The 20146-nt window shown below is 70.5% G+C and carries 13 protein-coding genes and 2 pseudogenes; 9 read left to right on the forward strand and 6 right to left on the reverse strand.

All coding sequences use genetic code 11. From position 1 onward, the window contains the following. Positions 1-791: pseudogene (locus ASF34_RS11675) on the forward strand (calcium-binding protein); the annotation flags it as partial. Between the two features lie 498 nt (positions 792-1289). Here ASF34_RS11675 and ASF34_RS11680 read toward each other — a convergent pair. Together ASF34_RS11680 and ASF34_RS11685 are read right to left on the reverse strand one after the other, a co-directional pair. Then, a complete protein-coding gene (locus ASF34_RS11680) occupies positions 1290-1754 on the reverse strand; it encodes a hypothetical protein (protein WP_018045659.1) in 465 nt (154 codons plus the stop codon). Positions 1755-1860: 106 nt separating this feature from the next. Continuing rightward, complete coding sequence (locus ASF34_RS11685; protein ID WP_056161228.1) at positions 1861-3057, reverse strand: MFS transporter; 1197 nt, start codon at positions 3055-3057, stop codon at positions 1861-1863. Positions 3058-3165: 108 nt separating this feature from the next. Here ASF34_RS11685 and ASF34_RS11690 point away from each other — a divergent pair, with 108 nt between their 5' ends. The 3 genes from ASF34_RS11690 (at position 3166) to ASF34_RS11700 (ending at position 4940) form a co-directional block, all read left to right on the forward strand. Continuing rightward, entirely contained in the window at positions 3166-3954 is a 789-nt protein-coding gene (locus ASF34_RS11690; protein WP_056161230.1) for a helix-turn-helix domain-containing protein, read from the forward strand. Positions 3955-4077: 123 nt separating this feature from the next. Continuing rightward, positions 4078-4494 (forward strand): hypothetical protein, encoded by a 417-nt coding sequence (locus ASF34_RS11695; protein ID WP_156465703.1) that lies wholly within the window; start codon positions 4078-4080, stop codon positions 4492-4494. Next, positions 4491-4940, forward strand: a complete 450-nt coding sequence (locus tag ASF34_RS11700) for a hypothetical protein (RefSeq protein ID WP_056161234.1) — start codon at positions 4491-4493, stop codon at positions 4938-4940. Before ASF34_RS11695 ends, ASF34_RS11700 begins: the two co-directional genes overlap by 4 nt. 231 nt (positions 4941-5171) lie before the next feature. Here ASF34_RS11700 and ASF34_RS11705 read toward each other — a convergent pair whose 3' ends face one another. Genes ASF34_RS11705 through ASF34_RS11720 form a run of 4 tightly spaced genes read right to left on the reverse strand, consistent with a single transcriptional unit; the run spans position 5172 to position 7902 of the window. Further along, positions 5172-5372, reverse strand: coding sequence for a DUF3606 domain-containing protein (locus tag ASF34_RS11705; protein ID WP_018045653.1), 201 nt, complete (start codon positions 5370-5372; stop codon positions 5172-5174). After that, positions 5369-5581: a hypothetical protein gene (locus tag ASF34_RS11710; protein WP_018045652.1), complete on the reverse strand. Its 213-nt coding sequence runs from the start codon at positions 5579-5581 to the stop codon at positions 5369-5371. The genes ASF34_RS11705 and ASF34_RS11710 overlap by 4 nt, the downstream gene beginning before the upstream one ends. 59 nt (positions 5582-5640) lie before the next feature. Next, on the reverse strand, positions 5641-6459 hold the full coding sequence (locus ASF34_RS11715; RefSeq protein ID WP_018045651.1) for an ATP-binding cassette domain-containing protein: 819 nt from the start codon (positions 6457-6459) through the stop codon (positions 5641-5643). A gap of 60 nt (positions 6460-6519) precedes the next feature. Next, positions 6520-7902, reverse strand: coding sequence for a lysine N(6)-hydroxylase/L-ornithine N(5)-oxygenase family protein (locus ASF34_RS11720; RefSeq protein WP_056161236.1), 1383 nt, complete (start codon positions 7900-7902; stop codon positions 6520-6522). Positions 7903-8096: 194 nt separating this feature from the next. Here ASF34_RS11720 and ASF34_RS11725 point away from each other — a divergent pair, with 194 nt between their 5' ends. The 5 genes and pseudogenes from ASF34_RS11725 to ASF34_RS11740 all read left to right on the forward strand — a co-directional run. Beyond that, positions 8097-8312, forward strand: coding sequence for an MbtH family protein (locus tag ASF34_RS11725; RefSeq protein WP_056161238.1), 216 nt, complete (start codon positions 8097-8099; stop codon positions 8310-8312). Positions 8313-8366: 54 nt separating this feature from the next. Further along, positions 8367-12115 (forward strand): AMP-binding protein (locus ASF34_RS23460; protein WP_244478975.1); only part of this gene is annotated, 3749 nt, incomplete at its 3' end. Between the two features lies 1 nt (position 12116). Further along, positions 12117-13308, forward strand: a pseudogene (locus ASF34_RS23770) (AMP-binding protein); the annotation flags it as partial. 71 nt (positions 13309-13379) lie between these two features. Beyond that, a complete protein-coding gene (locus ASF34_RS23470) occupies positions 13380-18389 on the forward strand; it encodes a non-ribosomal peptide synthetase (RefSeq protein WP_244478976.1) in 5010 nt (1669 codons plus the stop codon). Beyond that, a partial coding sequence (locus tag ASF34_RS11740) for a condensation domain-containing protein (protein WP_156465704.1) occupies positions 18390-20146 on the forward strand: 1757 nt, incomplete at its 3' end. It lies immediately after the preceding gene.

Raw genomic sequence — 20146 nt, forward strand, 5'->3', positions numbered from 1 at the left:
CCGCATCGCCCACGCTCACGGCGTGCCGGTGCGCCAATGTCGAGAATCTCGTCCTGACGGGAACTCGCAACTTCAGCGGTTTCGGCAACGACCTCGACAACAACATCACAGGCAACGACGGCCACAACCGTCTGAGCGGCGGTGCCGGCGACGATGTCATGACGGGCAACGGTGGCAACGACACCCTGCTCGGCGGCAGCGGAGCCGACACCATGCGCGGGGGCACCGGCAACGACACCTACCTCATCGACAATGCCGGGGATCGCGCCATCGAACAGCCGGGCGAAGGCTTCGATACGATCCGCTCGACCGTCAGCCACACGATGGAAGCCAATACGGAGAAGATGGTTCTCAGTGGAACCGCGAATCTCGTCGCCAACGGCAATGCCGGCAACAACGAGATCTACGGCAATGCCGGCGACAACACGATCTACGGCGGCGACGGCCGAGACCTCCTCTACGGCCGCGCCGGGGCCGACACCTTCGTGTTCAAGAACGTCACCGACAGCGACGTCGCCATCGGCGGGCGCGACATCGTCAAGGACTTCGACTTCGCACAAGGAGACCGCATCGACCTCAGCGCGATCGATGCGAATTCCGGGCTAGCCGGGGACCAGGGCTTCCAGTTCGTCGGAACCCAGGCGTTCTCCGGCGAGGCCGGCGAGTTGCGGATGAAGTTCGGCGGCGGCAACACCCTCCTGCAGGGTGACACCAACGGCGACGGAGCGGTCGACTTCGCCGTCCTCCTCCAGGGCCATCATGTCCTCGACAGCGGGTCGTTCATCGTCTGACGCGGGCCTCCCCGGCGGTCGGTCGCCCTCCGGCACCGGATGGCCCGACACGCCGACAAAGACCACATGACGAGCGGGGGGCCGACGGCTCTCCGCTCTTTTCCGGGGATCTCGGCGCAGCAATGACGCGACGATTCTCTCGGAGAGGCGCTGGAGCCGACGAGATGGCGGTTTCCGCCGACCCGGTGACCTTCCGGGCTTGACGCTGGTATACCAGAAGGGCCAAGATGCTGGCGCTCCTCTCGGGGAGCCTTCCTATGAGCAAAACTTCACCCGCCCGGCTTCGGCCGAGGCGGGCTTTTACGTGTTTGGGCAAAGGCGTCGAGACCGCCCCCCTCGACGCGGCCGTGATCGCCCGCTTCACGCAAGCCGCGAAACCGGCCGTCCGCCCAAAAGCTCTCACCCTCCTCAACGCCATCTTGCGGAGCAGCACGCCATGGCAGCCCCAAGGCGCCCGACCGATAGGACAGTCGCTCTCCCGCAAGGAGCGAGGCAACCTCATAAGCGGGGATCGGCGTAGTGCTTGATCACCGCGAGGGGGGCGACAGGGGCCGGCCACAGGACGAGGCGGTAATGGTCCTCGCCGTCCAGGCGATCGTCGGTGAGGGTATCGAGGCCGCCGAAACAGGCGCGGACGCGATAGGTGCCGGGTGCCACCGACAGGATGTCGATGGACCCGCCCGTGCATTCATGGATTTCGAGCCGGCCCGAGGGCAGGTCGAGGCTCGCCTCCACCACATGGTCCCAGAGGTCGAGGGCCTCGTCGGGCGGTGCGTCGAGGAGGTCGAGTTCCACCGGCACGGACATGTTGCGCTCGGGCTGGATCACCACGAGGAACGGCGCCGTCTTGACCCTCCGCCGGAGGTCGTCCTCGCTGTAATCCAGCGCCGTGTCGGGCATCTCAGCCTGATCCCAGAGATAGAACTGGTGGTAGTCGGCGAAAATCTCGTAGCGCTTCTGCATGGCATCGCTCCCGCTGGCGCGACCGGAATAGGACGTTCGCTCAGGTTTCGCGATGACCCCGTCCGATGGCGGTGCGAAGGCCGGTCGCGTGGCGGTCGGCCCCGCGTCATCCCGCCGGGGCGAGGGGCCGGGAGCGGTCGTTTCCCGTGAGGCCGAAAAAGCCGACCGCCGAGGCGACGATGACGGCGCCGCAGGCCGCCGCAATCCCGAGCACGAGCCCGAACCCGCCCCTCTCGTGCAGCAGGGCGATCAGCGGCACCGCGAACCCGCTCACGGTGAAACCGAGGAAATAGCGCACGCTGTAGGCCCGCGCGCGGTAGAGCGGCGGCACGTAGCGGGCCACCATCGCGTCGTTGATCACCACCTGCCCGTAGAGCGCGGCCATGGTCAGGACGAGCCCGGCGAGGAGCGGGAGGCCGGTGCTCAGCGCAGCGATTCCCAGGCCCAGGGGCTGCAGCACCGACAGGCTCAGGAACAGCGCCGGCAGGCTGTAGCGGTCGATCAGGCGTCCCATGACGAGCTGGGTCAGGGCCCCCACCATGAAGACCAGGGTGGCCACGGAGCCGATCAACGCGAGGGGCAGCCCGTCGCCGACCCGCTCGTCCACCACCTTCGGCAGGGCGATGGTGGTGATGTTGAAGGTCATCCCGCCGGCCACGATGGCGCAGGCGAAAACCACGAGCAGGGGGATGGGCCGGGACACCGCGAGGACCGCCTTGCCCCTGTCCTTGCCCTGCGCGCCCTCGCCGTCGCCGGGGACCATGGCGAGAAACGCAATCCCACAGGCGAGGCAGACCAGGCCCGGCACCAAGAAGGCTGCCTGCCAGCCGAACCCCGTCGCCAGCAGCGCCGTGACACCCGAGGCCGTCGCGGCGCCGACATTGCCCCAGACGCCGTTCACGCCGAGGTCGCGCCCGAGGCGGCGCGAGTGGGACACCAGCATCGTCGAGCCGACCGGGTGATAGATCGCCGAAGCCAGCCCGAGCACGCAGAGCCACAGGGCGAAAGCCGTCGGGCTCGCGGCACTCGCGACCCCGAGGCACGACAGGCCGTAGCCGAAGAAGAACACCGCCAGGAGGTTTCGCCGTCCGAACCGGTCGGCGAGCCAGCCCATCGGCAGCGCGCAGAGCCCGAAGGCCACGAAGGCGCCGGTGGCGAGCGCGATCAGCTCTCCATAGGACAGCCCTGTCTGCGCCGCGATGGCGAGCACGGCCGTCGGGTAGATCAGCAGGACGAAGTGATCGAGGGCATGCGCCACGTTGACGAAGCGCAGGGTGCGGCGGGACAGGGTTTCGGCGTCCATCGAGAGAGGATCTCCGCAGGCAGGCCCCGCTCTACCTGACCCGTTGAACGCCGTCGGGCCGAAGGTGTACGCGTTCGGGCCAAGGCAGACCGTGCCGACGGGGAAACCATGCGCTCCATCAGGGCCGAGGATTATCAGGACGTGCCCCGCGCCGTCGCGGTGATGCCCAAATCCTTCGCGGCCGGCAGCCGCACGGAACGGCACTCCCACAAGCGGGCGCAACTGCTCTACGCCACCGCCGGATTGATGATGGCGACCGCCGAGGACGGGACCTGGGTGGTGCCGGAGGGCCATGCCCTGTGGATCCCTCCACGCCTCCCCCACGCGGTCGTCATGCATGGCGACGTCGCCATGTGCTCGGCCTATCTCGCCGTCGAGGCCATTGCCGGCTTCTCCGAACGGGCGCGCGTCATCGAAGTCTCGCCCCTCCTCGCCGCCGCCCTTGTCGCCCTGACAGGCGAGCCCATTCTGTATGACGAGAGGGGGCGGGGCGGGCATCTGGCCGCCCTGGTGCTCGACGAGACCAGACGCGCGCCCGAAACCCGGCTGACCCTGCCCTTGCCCCGCGATGCCCGCCTACGACGGATCTGCCTCGGGTTGATCGACGATCCCGCCTTGGCGCTCGGTCTCGACGCCTGGGCCGATCAGGCCGGCGTGAGCCGCCGGACACTGACGCGCGGGTTTCGCCGGGAAACGGGCCTCAGCTTCGGGCAGTGGCGCGCGAGGGCCAGGATCGTGCGGGCCCTGGCCCTTGCGGCCGATGGCCGGGCGGCACGCCACGTCGCCGCCTCGGTCGGCTATCGCAGCATCCAGGCCCTGAGGGGCAGGATCGAAGCGCTGATCGGACGGGAGGGGGACACCCGACCGGGCTCGGCGACCGTCGCTCCGCCGGGTTGAAGAGCGTCGCCCGTCCCGGCAGGATCGGTCATGCCTTAAGCCCGAGGAGAAGGCAGAATGCGTCGATATCCACGACGTCCCCGGCATCGCGTTCGGAACCGTCCGGGGTGGACGGGGATGCCGATGCGCCTGCTCGCCGTGTCGCTGGCGGTCTCCTCACCCGCCCGCGCCTTCGAAGAACTCATCGTCCGGCCGCCGACGAGTCTGGCGGACGAATGCGTGAACGGCCTCGTCGAGCATCGAACCGGCGAGTGGAAGCGGCGGGACCGGCCGCCCCCCTCCGGCGCGTTCGGAAGCGTCGAGGAGATCGTGGGGGACGTCGACCCGCCGGCCCTGCGCGCCCTGGCGGAGCGCGGGTGCAGCCGGCGCTTTCGGCATCTCTTCCTGTCCTGCACACGGGTCGATTGGCCCGAGAATACCAGTCCCGCCCTCCGGCCCATGGGCGTTTCGGCCGAAACGGAGGCCGAGATGATGCGGGTCATGGGCGGATGCCTCGCCGATCTGAAGAAGGCAAGCGTGCCACCGGTGGGCACGCGATGAGCGCGGGGCCGGACGACTGGAAGCGCCTGCCGTTCGGGGAGACGTCTCCCATTCCCTACCGGGCCTCCTTCAGCGACACGGATTTCGAGAGGATCGCGCGGGGCCTGGTTCCGAAGGCGATGGAGGACAAATGGTTCGCCTATCTCGATGGCCCGGTTCTCTGTTTCCATCGAAGCTGGACGGGGAAGGCGGCTTATCGCGTCACCTTCCGAGGGTCGGACGGGCGCCACATCGTGGCCGAGGCACTGTGCGCGGTGGAGCTGATCGAAAAAGGTGAGGCCGCCTATCAGGCCGAGCTGCTCGACTTCCTGATCCGTACCCTCCTGTTGGGCGCGCCGCGTCCATTCCCGCTTCCCAGTGACCTGAAGGAACCGGCGCCGGGCATCTATCAGCATAGGGTCGCGGGAACCGGCTATCGGGAGGTCGCGGTCCCCCGAAAGCCATGATGGAAATTCTGGGGCTGGCGCCAGGTCGCCGGTCTTCCTATGCTTCGGGCTCGATGAGGAACGCGACGCGGCGGTTCCGCTGCCGTCCGGCGGGGTCGTCGCATCATCGGGATGGGCGTTGGGCGCGACCGGCATGGTCTCGCCCCTGCCCGCCGCCGACAGGCGCCCGGCGACGATGCCGCGCCTCACCAGCCAGGCGCGGACGGAGACCGCCCGCCGCAGCCGATTCCCTCACACGATGCCGCTGGCTTCGAACGGCCACGGCTTGCCGAGCCGTTCGGCGACCTTCGCCGGATCGTGGCCGACCTCCGCCACGGCGGCCTCAACCTCCTCGCTCGGGGTCTGGAAATAGCGGGCCCAGTAGGCTTTGTCCCGTGGCTCCTTCAGCGTCACCGTGGCGGGCGCCTCGGGCGTGGATCCATTCATGCTCATCGGGCGGCTTCCTCTGCTTCGGTGCCGGGCCGGTCGCTCGGATCGTCCGGCGTTTCCCGAACGGTTCCGCTCACGGTATCCTTCGGGCCGGTCGCTGCGCCGTTCTGCTCGGGCTCGCCGGAGCCGCCGCCGCGCGATCGGTCGTAGGAGGATGCGGCCAGATCCTCGTTCACCTTGGTCGGTTCGGGCGGTTTCGTCGTCTCGGACATGCGTCGCTCCCTGATCTGACGGGCCAACGCTCGAAGCGCGATGCGGGTTCGGGCCGGCCTCAGTCGAGGTAGCTCAGGGCCATGCCCGTCCGGGGATGGGGGATGACCCCCATGCGCACCCCGTAGATCGCCTCCAGCCCCTCCGGCGTCACGATCTCGGCGGGCGTGCCGCGCGCGATGAGGCGGCCGCCATGGAGCGCGATGAGGTCGTCGCAGGTGCGGGCCGCCATGTTCACGTCGTGCAGGACCACGATGACGGTGAGGCCGCGCTCCCGCGACAGCTGGCGCACGAGGGAGAGCACCTCGATCTGGTGGGCGACGTCGAGGGCGGCGATGGGCTCGTCGAGAAGCAGGCAGCCGGCGTTCTGCGCCACCAGCATGGCGAGCCAGACGCGCTGGCGCTCGCCACCGGAGAGGCTGTCCACCATGCGCTCGGCGAAGGGCGTCACCGTGGTGAGCCGCATCGCCTCGGCGACGGCCTCGCGGTCGGCCGCGCCCATCCGGCCCAGCGCCCCGTGCCAGGGATAGCGGCCCATGGCGACGAGTTCCCTGACCAGCATGCCGGGCGCCTGCGGCGTCGTCTGCGGAAGATAGGCGACCTCGCGGGCGAAGGCGCGGTCCCCGAGCTGTTCGATCGGGGCGCCCTTGAACAGGACGCGTCCGGCGCTCGGAGCCTGCTGGCGGCCGAGCAGCTTGATCAGCGTCGACTTGCCCGACCCGTTATGGCCGATGAGGCCGATGACCCGGCCGGCGGGGATGGTCAGGGTCAGCGGCTGCAGCAGCACGCGCCCGGGCACCGAGAACGTGACGCGGTCGAGGCTGTAGACCGCATCGTCCGGGCCGGAATCTCCCCTTGGTCCCGCATCGGCTCGGATCATGGATTTCGTTCGCCCGTTCGACGCTGCAACGCACGCCATGCTGGTGGACCGAGGGCCGCGTCAGGCCCGCGCGGCCGTCGTCTGACGGTCGGCCAGTAGCGATTGGGCGATCTCATGCCCCCGCATGACCAGGATGGACAAGAGGGTATCGCTCAGGCCGTGGGTGGGTTCGCTGAAACCCTGGAGATAGATGCCCGGCTCGAAACCGGGGCGGGTGGCGAGACGGTAATCGCGGCCGATGGTGCCGTCGGTGAGATGCGGTGCGAGCGACGGCATGATGGTCTCGAGGCGGTCGCGGCGATAGCCCGTGGCCAGGATCACGACGTCGTAGGCTTCCTGCGCGGTGAGCCCCGTGGCGGCGTCCAGGGTTTCGAGGACGATCTCGCCGGCCTGCTCTACGGCCCCGACCACGGTGGTCCTCGGCCGCAGGGCATGGCGATGCTCGCCGCAGACCTTCTGCTGATAGAGGATGTCGAAGATGCGCGTCAGAAGGTCGGTGTCGATCACCGAGTAATTGGTGCCGCGGAACTCGTCGATGATGGCCCGGCGCTGGGTCTCGGGCTGGCCGTAGACGAAGTCGGTGAAGTCCGGGTTGAAGATTTCGTTGACGAAGGGGCTGTCATCGGCGGGCTTCAGCGCTTGCCTGCGGAAGATCATGGAGATGTCCGCGGTGGGAATGCGGCTCTGCAGGTCGAGGAAGAGCTCGGCCGCCGTCTGGCCCGCGCCGATGACGGCGATGCGCGGCCGGCGTGTGGCGCCGTCCGGCAGGGGAACGCCGTCGATCCGCGACAGGTAGCGCGACGAGTGGAAGATCCGGGCGCTCCCCTGCAGCTCCTCGAAGACCGGTAGGATCCGCGGCTCGCCTCCGGTGGCGAGGATGACGGCGCGGGTGCGCCGTCTCTGCTCGCGGCCATCGGCCTTGCGCGAATGGACGAGCAGGTGGCGGATCGTGTCGCCGCGCCCCTCCGGCTCGACGGCCAGCACGGTATCGCCATAGTCGCAGCGATCGGCGAAATGCCCGGCGACCCAGCGCAGATAGGCGTTGAACTCGATCCGGCTCGGAAAGAACGACTTGCGGTTGATGTAGTCGATCAGCCGGCCGTGGACATGGAGGTAGTTGATGAAGGTGTAGGGGCTCGTTGGGTCACGCAGGGTGACGAGATCCTTCAGGAAGGAGATCTGCATCCCGCTGTCAGGCAGGAGCATCCCGCCGTGCCAGACGAACTCGTCCTGGCGCTCGAGGAAGCGCACCCGGGGCTGGCGGCCCCGCCGCCGTCCCGCCTCGTCGAGGGCGATGGCCAGCGACAGGTTCGACGGGCCGAAGCCGATGCCGAGCGCATCGTAGACCGGCGCGTCGTCATCGTCCCCGCGCCTCAGCCCCTCGTCCCGGAATACCCCGCGCAGGGGGAGGGACGTATCCGAGTGGTCGTAGGATTCCGTCATCACCGAACCTCCATTCCTGCGCCGAGCGACACGGATCACCGCGGCGATCCGCCGGCGGTCGTCAGGCAAAGGGACGTTCGGGCAGGGGAGGGATTTAGGAGCCGGCCGGAAAAATTGTGCGCCGCCGCTTAAATTTCGGCGATCCGCCACCGTCTCTGGCTGCAAGACCGACCAATTTCGCGGAGCGCGACGCCATGGCCATCGACGACAGCGAAGCGACGTTCCTCGTCGTGATCAACGGGGAAGAGCAATATTCCGTCTGGCCCGCCCATCGCCCGGTGCCGGCCGGATGGAGCGCCACCGGCTTCTCCGGACCTCGCACCGCGTGCCTCGATCATATCGACACGGTCTGGACCGACATGCGGCCCCTGAGCCTGCGCCGCGCCCTTGCCGGCGACGCCCGCGCCTGAACCCCGGCGCCCGGTTTCGATGACATCCCCGTTCTAGACTTACCAGGACACATGATGACCGACGGTTTCCCGCGCGCGTCGTTGGCGGTCCCGCCCGCCACGGACTTCGTCAGTCACCTGCGCTGGCTGGCCGAGGCCCATGGCGAGGTCTCCGCCCTTCATTTCCTCGACGACCCGCAGCGGGGCGAGGTCACGGTCACCTATGCGGAGCTCCACCGTCGGGCGCGCGCCATCGCCGCGCGGCTTCGGCAATCGGCGAGCCCCGGCGACCGGGTCTGCCTCCTGCTCGATACCGGGCTCGACTACGTGGCGGGCTTTTTCGGTTGCCTGCAGGCCGGCCTCATCGCCGTCCCGGTGTTCCCGCCCGAGCCGCGCCGGTCGCAGCATCAGGCGCGCATCGCCGCGATCATCGATGACGCCGAGCCGGCCCTGATCCTCGTCCATCGCGACGACGCGGACTCCGTTCACGCCATGCTCGCCACGGCGGGAATCCGCAGCGCGGTCCTGCCGGTGGAGGACATCTCGGCGGACGAATCCGGCGACGCGGATCCCGCCGGTCGGCTCGAGGCGGCGCCGTTGCCGGAGGACGTCGCTTTCCTGCAATACACGTCGGGCTCCACGGCCGTGCCCAAGGGCGTGGTCGTCAGTCACGCCAACCTCGTCGCCAACGAGCGGCTGATCCAGGTCGGGTTCGACTTCCGTCCCGACGACGTCATGGTGAGCTGGCTTCCGCTCTATCACGACATGGGTCTGATCGGCGGCATGCTGCAGCCGATCTACGCTGGCATCCTGGGCGTTCTCATGTCGCCCAAGCATTTCCTCGGCCGACCGGCGCGCTGGCTTGAAGCCATCCACCATCATCGCGGCACGGTGAGCGGCGGTCCCGATTTCGCGTTCCGCCTATGCCAGGACAGGGTCGACGACGAGACCGTCGCGCGGCTCGACCTGTCCAGCTGGCAGATCGCCTTCTCGGGCTCGGAAATGGTCCGGGCCTCCACAATGGCCGATTTCGCCGAGCGCTTCGCTCCCGCCGGTTTCGACGCCCGCGCGCTGAGGCCGTCCTACGGCCTGGCGGAAGCGACGCTCTTCCTCACCGCCGGGATGCGCGGCGAGGGCATGCGGTCCCTCGACCTCGATCCCGCCACCCTCGCGGAAGGCCGCGCCGTCGCTGCGGCGGACGGCACCCGGCTGGTGGATTGCGGCTTCGAGCAGCCCGGGCATCCGATCCACATCGCCGGTTCCGATGGGGAATCGCTGCCGGACGGGACCATCGGCGAGGTCGTCGTCTCCGGTCCGAGCCTCGCCCAGGGCTATTGGCGCAACCCGGACGCGACGGCGGCCGCCTTCGTCGAACGGCACGGCGTGCGCTGCCTGAGGACGGGCGATCTCGGCTTCCTGCACCGGGGCCGGCTCTTCCTCGTCGGGCGCGAGAAGGACCTCATCATCCTGCGTGGCCAGAACGTCTATCCGCAGGACGTGGAGCGGGTGGTGGAGCAGGGCGTCGACATCCTGCGCCGAGGCCGGATCGCCGCCTTCGCCATCGAGCGCGACGGCCGCGAGGGCATCGGCGTGGCGGCGGAGGTGTCGCGCACCGTCCAGAAGCTCGCCGCGCCCGAGGCGATCGCCTCGCTGGTATCGGAGGCCGTCGCCGATGCCTTCCTCGAGACCGCGCGCGTCGTGGTCCTGCTCAATCCCGGCGGCCTGCCGCGCACATCCAGCGGGAAGATTCAGCGCGGCGCCACGCGGCGCGGGTGGGAGACGGGCGCCCTCGACGCCTACGCGGTGGTGGAGGACGGTCGGCGCATCAATGGGGAAGGCGCGCCGAAATCCGGTGAGGCCATGGCCCTGGCCGGGCTGGATGCGCGCCTCGCCGCGATCTGGTCCGTCATCCTCGACCGGCGCGACCTCACCCGCGACAGTCATTTCTTTGCCCTCGGCGGCAATTCCATCGCGGCCATCGGGATGCTCACCGAGCTACGCGCGGCCATCGGCATCACGATCCCGCCGCAAACCCTGTTCGCGCATCCCCGGCTCGGGGCTTTCGCCGATGCGGTCGGGGCGGAGATCGCGGCCGGTACGACGGCTCTCGTGATCGCTCCGGCCTCCCGCGACGGAGTGCTTCCCCTTTCGCTGGCGCAGGAGCGGCTCTGGTTCGAGGCCGAATTCGGCGATGACGAGCGCCATCATATCGCCGGCGGGATTCACCTCCACGGCGCCCTCGACCGGAGTGCCCTGGACCGCAGCCTCGCTGCCCTCGTGGCACGGCACGAGGCCTTCCGCACCCGTCTGCACCGCCGCCCCGACGGCCGGGCCGAGCAGGTGATCGTGGCCGGCTGCGAGGTCGCGTTGCCCGAGACCGATCTGACCGGGTTCGACGCGCATGAGCGCGAGGAGCGGTTCGCGGCCCTCTGCCGTGAGGCGGCGGAACGCCCCTTCACCCTCGCCGGCGGCCCGCTCGCGCGCTTTGCCCTGGTCCGCCTCGGCGGGGCCCATCACGTTCTGCTGGTGACCCTGCACCACATCGTGTCCGATGGCTGGTCCATGGGCGTGATCCTGCGGGAATGGCCGGCGCTCTATCGGGCTGAGGCGGAGAGCCTGCCCACCGGTCTGCCCCCCCTTACGATCCAGCCGGCCGATATCGCCGCCTGGCAGGCGAGCGAACCACGCGCCGATGCCATGGAGTCCGACCTCGCCTGGTGGCGCAAACGCCTCGGCGGGCCCGAACCCGATCTGTCGCTCTCCGATCGCCAGAGGCGGGTCGGAATACCCGATCGCGTCCTCCGGCACCGTTTCACGATCGGCGAGGGGGTGAGCCGTCGGGTCGCGGCCCTGGCGGGTGAGACGGGCACCTCGCCCTTCACGGTCCTGCTCGGCGCCTTCGCCCTCTTCCTGCATCGCTATGGCGACACCCGGAGCCTGCGCATCGCCATGCCCGTGGCGGGTCGCCACCTGCCGGGCGTCGAACACCTCGTCGGGGTGTTCGTGAACACACTGGTCTTGCCTGTGTCGATCGACCCGGCGTCGCCGGGACGCGACGTCATTAGCCGGCTTTGGAACTCGGTGACGGACGCACTGGCCCATCAGGATCTGCCCTTCGAGCGACTGGTGGAGGCGCTGCAGCCGGAACGCATTCCCGGCCGGGCACCCCTTGCCCGCGTGATGATCAGCCAACAGCCGGCGACCCTGGGCGATCTCGGTACCGTCGCCGGCCTTAAGCTCGAAGCATTCGGGCAGGATACCGGCACGCCCGCCTACGATTTCGTCCTTGAGGTAACGGAAAAGGACGGCGGCCTGTCCGCGACCTTCGCCTATTCCGAAGCCCTTTTCGACCCCGCCACCATCGCCCGGTTCGAGGAGGGCTATCGCGCCCTGCTCGATGGCCTGACCGGCACCCCGGCCCGTCGCATCGACACGCTCGAACTGGTCCCGGCCTCCTCTCTCGCTTCGCTGTCCTCGCCCTACGCGGATGGGATGCCGCTGTCGGAGGCGCTGGTGCCGGCGCTGATCGGCGAGGCAGCGCAGGCCGATCCCGACGCCCCGGCGGTGATCTGCGGTCCGCGCACCACCACGTTCGGCGAGCTCGACCGGGCGGCCAACCGCCTCGCCCACCGGTTGATCCGGGAGGGAATCGGCCCCGAGACCGTGGTCGCCGTGGCCCTGCCGCGTGGGCCGGACCAGATCGCCGCCTTCCTGGCCATCCTGCGGGCCGGGGGCGCTTTCCTGCCCCTCGATCCGGCCCAGCCGAGGGCGCGTCTGGCCGCCCTCCTGCGCGATGCCGGGACCCGCCTGCTGCTGGTGCAGGGNGCGGGCCGGGGGCGCTTTCCTGCCCCTCGATCCGGCCCAGCCGAGGGCGCGTCTGGCCGCCCTCCTGCGCGATGCCGGGACCCGCCTGCTGCTGGTGCAGGGGCCGGCCCTCGACGGGCTGGCGCAAGAGGCGGGTATGGGAGAGGCCGGGATGGGGGAGGGCGCGACCCTGGACCCCTCCGCCCTCGATCTCGCCTCCGAGCCCGAGACCGCGCCACCGCGTACCGCTCATCCGGAGCAGCTCGCCTACGTGATCTACACCTCCGGCTCCACAGGGACCCCCAAGGGCGTCGCCGTGGCGCACGGGCCGCTGGCCCGGCACGTGCGGGCCACGGGGGCCGTCTACGGCACGAACCGGGAGACGCGCGAACTCCACGTCCTGTCGATGAGCTTCGACGGGGCGCAGGAGGGCCGTCTACGGCACGAACCGGGAGACGCGCGAACTCCACGTCCTGTCGATGAGCTTCGACGGGGCGCAGGAGCGCTGGATGGTGCCGCTGGCCTTCGGCGGCTGCGTCGTGCTCAAGCCCGACGGGCTGTGGACCCCGCGCGAGGCGTTGGACGCCATGGAGCGTCACGGCGTCACCCATGCGGGCTTCCCTACCGCCTACATGCACCAATTGGCGCTCGAGGCCGCCAGCGGCCCGCGCCCGAGCCGGCGCTCCTACGCGTTCGGCGGCGAGGCCCTGTCGCGGGAGAGCTTCGCGCTGATCGGCCGGGCGCTCGACCCCACACTGCTGATCAACGGCTACGGCCCCACCGAGACGGTGATCTCGCCCCTGGTGTGGCGGGCCCGGGCCGGGGACGCGGTGGAGGGGGCCTACGCGCCCATCGGCCGGGCGGTGGGGGACCGGCGCGCCTACATCCTCGACGCGGCGTTGCAGCCGGTGCCGGTGGGGGTGACGGGCGAACTGCATCTGGGCGGCGACGGTCTGGCGCGGGGCTATCTCGGCCGGGCCGGGCAGACGGCGGACCGGTTCATCCCCGACCCGTTCCCGGACCTGTCGGGCCGGGACGGCGGCCGGCTCTACCGCACCGGGGATCTGGCGCGCTGGCGGGCGGACGGGACGGTGGAGTATCTCGGCCGGGCGGATGCGCAGGTGAAGCTGCGCGGGTTCCGGATCGAGCTCGGCGAGGTCGAGGCGGCGCTGCTGGCACAGGAGACCGTGGCGGGCGCGGCGGCGGCTTTGCGNGCAGGTGAAGCTGCGCGGGTTCCGGATCGAGCTCGGCGAGGTCGAGGCGGCGCTGCTGGCACAGGAGACCGTGGCGGGCGCGGCGGCGGCTTTGCGGCAGGGTCCGGCGGGTCCGCTGCTGGTGGCCTACGTTGTCACTGCGGCCGGGGCGGAGCTCGACGCGAGCGCGCTCCGGGCGGATCTGGCCCGGCGCCTGCCGGACTACATGGTGCCGAGCCGGATCGTGGCGCTGGATCGCTTGCCGCTGACGCCCAACGGCAAGCTCGACCGCGCGGCCCTGCCGGAGCCCGCGCCCCTGGTCGAGGCGACGGGCGGTCCCTCGCGTCCGCTCACCGCCACCGAGACCGTGGTGGCCGAGATCTGGGCCAAGGCGCTCGGCCTCCCCGCCATCCCACCCGACCGGAACTTCTTCGAAGCCGGCGGCGATTCCATCCTCAGCCTGCAGATCGTCGCCCGCCTTCGCGAAGCGGGCTTTGCCGTGACGCCGCGCCAGATCTTCGAGCATCAGACCGTCACCGCCCTGGCCCGCGTCATCGCCCGGCCCGATGGGGCGGAGACGACGGTGTCCGTGCCGGAAGGCCCTGCGCCGCTCACGCCCATCCAGCATTGGTTCTTCGAACAGCCAATGGCCCGCCGGGACCATTGGAATCAGTCCCTCGAACTCGATGCCCGCGTGAGGCTCGACGCCGATCGCCTCGGCGACGCGCTGGCGGCCCTGGTGGCCCATCACGAAGCGTTGCGCTACGCCTTCGGCCGCGATGCGACCGGAGCCTGGATCCAGGAGCCGATATCGCCCGCGATGCTCGCCGAGCCCCTGTCCATCGTCGAAGTGGAGAGCGACGACGAGGCACGGGTCTGCTTCCTCGCCGCCGAGCGCAGCCTCAACCTCGCCGATGGCCGCGTCTTCGCCGCCATCCTGGCGAACTTCCCCGATGGGCGTCAGCGCCTGCTTCTCACGGCCCATCACCTCGTCGTGGATGCCGTGTCGTGGCGCATCCTCGTCTCCGACCTCGACCTGCTCTACCGGGGAGACGCATCGGCGCCCGCCGTCGCGACGCCCTTCCGGGCCTGGGCTTACCGTCTGCGAGATCACGCGGCGGAGATCGCCGGTCGCAGCGAGGCTTGGGCGTCCGCGCCTTCGGCCGCGCGCCTTCCCATCGACCGACCCGAAGGCGCGCGTGACCAGCATCACGCCGCGACGAGGACCCTCGTCCTCGACCCCTCCCTCATGGCTGGGCTCGATCGTCTGCGCACGGCCTACGGGATGCGGCTCGACGAAGTCCTCCTCGCCGGCCTGTCCCGCGCCGTCGCCGCCTGGTCGGGGCACTCGACGCTGGGCGTCACCCTGGAGCGCCACGGCCGGGACGGGGACGCCACGAACCTTCCCCTCGATCGGACGGTCGGCTGGTTCACCACCCTGGTTCCGATCACCCTGTCGGTATCAGGCGATGTCGGGCGCGATGCGAAGTCGACTAAGGAAGCGGTGCGAACCCTCCCCGGGGACGGCTCCGGCTACTCGGTCCTGCGCTACCTCGGCCCGGAATCATTGCGTGCGAAACTCTCGACCCAGCCCTGGCCGGAGGTGACGTTCAATCACCTCGGCACCGTGACCGCCATCGATGCCGGTTCCCTGTTCTCCATCGATGCCGAATCGATGCGCCTGTCGGCGGATCCCGCCGCACCTCTCGGCGCCGAGCTGATCGTCGACAGCTTCCTGCGGGACGGCGCGGTCACCCTGCGCCTCGGCTACAGCGCCGCCCGTTTCGACAGGGCCACCATCGACCGCCTCGCCGAAAGGCTCGGTGCCGCCTTCTCCGCCCTCGCCGAGCACGGACTTAACCCCGAGGCCGGCGGCGCGACACCGTCCGATTTCCCGCTGGCCGCCCTGACGCAGGACCGGATCGACGGCCTCGATCTGCGGGACGTGACGGACATCTATCCGTTGACCCCGACGCAGGGCGGAATCCTGTTCCACGCGCTGGCCGCGCCGGAAGCGGGTCTCTACGTGAACCAGCTCGGCGTCACGATCCGTAACCTCGACCCCGACCGGTTCGCGGCGGCCTGGCGCGCGGGCGTCGCACGCCATCCGATCCTGCGCACGAGCTTCCTCTGGACCGGCGACCTCGCCGCTCCGCTCCAACTCGTGCATGCCTCCGCCGAGCTGCCGGTCACCCGACTCGACCTGAGCGACCGCGCCGACGCCGATCTCGACGCGCTGGCGCGGGCCGAGCGCGCCCGCGGCTTCGACCTCGCGCAGGCACCGCTCATGCGCCTCCTTTTGGTCGATCTCGGCCAAGACCGGCACCGGCTGATCTGGACCTGCCACCATCTTCTCCTCGATGGATGGAGCAATGCGCGCCTGATCTCCGAGGTGCTGCGCCACTATGCCGGAGAGGTGGTCGAGGCACCGACCCGCCTGTTCCGCGAGCACCTGACCCGGCTGTCGCAAGGCGACCGCGGCGCCGACGAGTCGTTCTGGCGCGAGGCCCTGGCCGGGCTGGACGAGCCGAGCCTCCTCGCCCCAACTCTGTCCGGCGAGACGGGGGCGAGCGGGCACATCGCCATCGACACCGCCCTCGGCGAGGCGCGGACCGACCGCCTCCAGGCTTTCGCCCGGCGCGAGACGGTGACGTTGAACACGGTGTTCGAGGCGGCCTGGGCGCTCACCCTGAGCCGCTTCACCGGGCGCTCCACCGTGGCCTTCGGCACCACAGGATCGGGCCGCCCGCCGGATGACGGCGGGATGCACGGGGTGCTCGGCCTGTTCATCAACACGGTCCCGCGCTGCGTCGGCCTGCCGGGACATCTGAACGTCGGGGACTGGCTGCGTCGGCTGCAAAGCGGGGCGGCGGCCCTGCGCGAGCACGATCTCGCATCGTTGGCCGACATCCAGGCCTGGGTCGGGCGCGGCGGGCAGCCGCTGTTCGACAGCCTCCTCGTCGTCGAGAACTACCCCCTCGACGCCGTGGTCCGCGACCGCAGCCTCGGCGGCCTGGAATTCGGCCCGGTCGCGACCCTCGAAGCGACCGACGTTCCCCTTACCCTGTCGCTTCTCCTCGACGGCGCGCCGCGCCTGAACTGGAGCATCGACCAGGCCCGCATCTCCTCCGCCGAGGTCCGGCGCCTGAACGCGCAGGTGCTTCACATCCTCGATGCCCTGATGGATGCGGCCGACACGCCCCTCGATGCCCTCACCCTCGTCCCGCCCGACGAAATCGAGGCGGCACGGCATCGGGCCGCCGTCCTCCGGCCATCGCCGGCCGAGCCCGCGATCCATCTCCGAATCGCTTGGCAGGCGGGTCGGCGACCGCATGCCGTGGCCGTCACGTGCGAGGGTGAGCAGGCGACCTATGCCGACCTCGAGACCAGAGCGGCCCGTCTCGCGCGGCGTCTCGTCCGCGAAGGGGTGCGGCCGGGCGATCTCGTCGGTCTCTGCGCCGAGCGCTCGATCTCCCTCGTCGTCGGCATCCTGGCGATCCTGAAGAGCGGAGCCGGCTATGTTCCCCTCGACCCGGCCTATCCGGCCGACCGCCTCGCCTTCATGCTCGCCGATTGCGGGGCCCGGCACGTGCTCGCCACGGCCTGCCTCGTCGACAGCCTGCCGGAGGGCGGCCCGAAGCCGATCCTCATGGACGGTCCGGCGGCGTCCGAAGACGGAGGCCCGCCGCTACCTCCCGCACCCCACCCCGAGCAGCCGGCCTACGTGATCTATACGTCGGGCTCCACCGGCCGGCCGAAGGGCGTCGTCGTCACCCATGCCAACGCGGCGCGACTGCTCACCACCACGCAGGACGATTTCGGTTTCGCCGAGGACGACGTCTGGACGCTGTTCCATTCCTACGGGTTCGATTTCTCGGTCTGGGAGATTTTTGGCGCGCTCTGTCATGGCGGGCGCCTCGTCGTGGTGCCGCGTGAGGTGGCGCGGGCGGCGGACGCGTTCCTCGACCTTCTCGTCCGCGAGGGCGTGACGGTGCTGAACCAGACCCCGTCCGCCTTCCGGCCGCTGATGCAGGCCGCCCTCGCGCGGCCCCGGGGACTGGCGCTACGCCACGTTGTCTTCGGTGGGGAGGCGCTCGACGTATCCGCCCTGCGGCCGTGGTTCGAGCGTTTCGGCGATGCCTCGCCCCGTCTGGTGAACATGTACGGCATCACCGAGACCACGGTTCACGTGACCTATCGACCGCTCGTAGCCGACGACGCGAATCGGGCCGACAGCCCCATCGGCGAGGCCCTGCCGGATCTCACCCTGCACCTCCTCGACTCCAACCTCGACCCCGTGCCGGATGGGGTGGCGGGCGAGCTGCATGTGGGCGGCGCCGGTCTGGCCCAGGGCTATCTCGGGCGGGCCGCGCTGACGGCCGAGCGCTTCGTGCCGGACCCGTTCGGGCCACCGGGGGCGCGCCTCTATCGCAGCGGCGATCTCGCCGTGCGGCGGCCGGACGGCACGCTGGCCTATCTCGGACGGGCCGACGGGCAGGTGAAGCTGCGCGGGTTCCGGATCGAGACGGGGGAGATCGCAGCGGCCCTGCGGGCGGAACCCGGCGTCATCGATGCCGCCGTCATCCTGCGCGACGCCGCCGGGGACAGGCACCTCGTCGCCTATGTGGTCGGCGAGGGGATCGACGCGGATGCCCTCCGTAGCGGGATCGTTCGCCGGCTACCCGCATATATGGTGCCGGCTCACATCCTGGTCGTCGCGTCTCTGCCGCTGACCCCGAACGGCAAGCTCGATCTGCGCGCCCTTCCGGTGCCGCTCTCGACCTCGCGAGGCTCGGACACGCCCGAGGGGCCCATGGAGATCGCCCTGGCGGAGATCTGGGGCGAGATCCTGGACGTCGAGAATGTGGGCCGGGACGACGACTTCTTCGCGCTCGGCGGCCATTCCCTCACCGCCGCGCAACTCGCCATGCGGGTGAAGCAGCGCCTCGGTCTCACCGTGCCGATCCGTGCCCTGTTCGAGGCGCCGACCCTGCGCGGCTACGCCCTGGCCGCGACGTCGAGCGAGGGGGCGGGGGACGGACGGGACGACGCCGCCGACCTGTCCGACATGGACGCTCTCCTCGCCGATCTGGAGGCCTGAATGTCTGGCCAAGCCGCCGATCTCAGCCGCCGCTTCGCCCGGCTTGCCCCCGACAAGCGCAGGGTCTTCCTCGACGCCCTGGCCGCACGCGGCATCGACTTCTCGCGCCTGCCGATCGTGGCGGGGGACGAGGATGCCGGCGGCGAGAGGGTCGCTCCCCTGTCCTACGCGCAGGAGCGGCTGTGGCTGATCGGGCGGATGGGGGGGGACGCGGCCCTGCTCCATATCGCCGGGGGGCTCGATCTTTCCGGGCCGCTCGACCGGGATGCACTGGCGCGGGCGCTCGACGCTCTAGTGGCGCGGCACCCGGCGCTGAGGACGGGGTTCCGGGCCGGGGAGACCGACGAGGTCGAGGCGGTCACCGCTTCATTCGTCGCGGCGAGCCTGCGGGAGGTCTCGCTGGAGGCCGAGGACCGGGCCTTCGCCGAGGAACGCCTCGCGTCCCTGTCGCGGGAGGAGGCACGACGGCCCTTCGACCTGGCGGCACCGCCCCTGTTCAGGGCCGTGCTGGTGCGGATGGAGGCCGAGCGCCACGTCCTCCTCCTCACGATGCACCATCTCGTCTCCGACGGCCGCTCGGTGGAGATCCTGCTCGCCGACCTGATGCGCCTCTATGTGGCGGGGGAGAGCTCGGGCCTGCCGCCGCTGCCGATCGCCTATGCCGATTACGCGCGTTGGCAGCGCGACTGGCTCGAGGCGGGCGAACTCGAGCGCCAGCTCGGCTGGTGGCGGGACCGCCTCGGGGCGACGGAGTCCGTGATCCCCCTGCCGGCCGACCGCCCGCGCCCGGCGGTCCAGAGCTTTCGCGGGGCGGCGGTGGATTTCGCGGTCGATGCCGATATCGCCGCCCGCCTCGAATCCCTGGCGCGGCAGGCCGGCGCTACGACGGCGATGGTCCTGCTGGCCATCCTGTCCCTGGTGCTCCGGCGCTATACCGGCGAAGCGGACCTGCGCATCGGCGTGCCGGTGGCCAACCGCAACCGGCCGGAGACGGAGGCGCTGGTCGGCCTGTTCGTCAACACCCTGGCGATCCGGGTCGTCGTCGATCCCGGCGCCAGCGTCCTCGACCACGTGCGGGCCGTGCGCGACGCCATGGTGGATGCGCAAGGACACCAGGACCTGCCCTTCGAGCGTCTGGTGGAGGCGCTCCAGACCCGCCGGACCGTGAGCCATACTCCCGTCGTCCAGGTCATGCACAGCCACCGGGTCGAGGGGCCGTCCCGGTTCAATGTGGGCGATCTCGTCGTGTCGCCCTTCGGGCGGGGAACCGGCAACGTCCAGTTCGATGTCGTTCTGGAAACGGTGGCCGAGGCCGGCGGGGCCTTGCGCGGGGCGTTCGGCTATGCCCGCGACCTGTTCCAGCGGGACACCATGGAGCGGATGCGCGACGGCTTCCTCACCCTGCTGCGCGGCGCGGTGGAGGAGACCGGCCGCCGCGTCGATACCCTGCCGCTGGTCCCGGCCTCCTCTCTCGCTTCGCTGTCCTCGCCCTACGCGGATGGGATGCCGCTGTCGGAGGCGCTGGTGCCGGCGCTGATCGGCGAGGCGGCCCAGGCCTATCCCGAGGCGCCTGCGGTGATCTGCGGTCCGCGCACCACCACCTTCGGCGAGCTCGACCGGGCGGCCAACCGCCTCGCCCATCGGTTGATCCGGGTCGGCATCGGCCCCGAGACCGTGGTCGCCGTGGCCCTGCCGCGTGGGCCGGACCAGATCGCCGCCTTCCTGGCCATCCTGCGGGCCGGGGGCGCTTTCCTGCC

It is taken from the genome of Methylobacterium sp. Leaf106, from assembly GCF_001422895.1.
In the GTDB taxonomy this organism is placed as follows: domain Bacteria; phylum Pseudomonadota; class Alphaproteobacteria; order Rhizobiales; family Beijerinckiaceae; genus Methylobacterium; species Methylobacterium bullatum.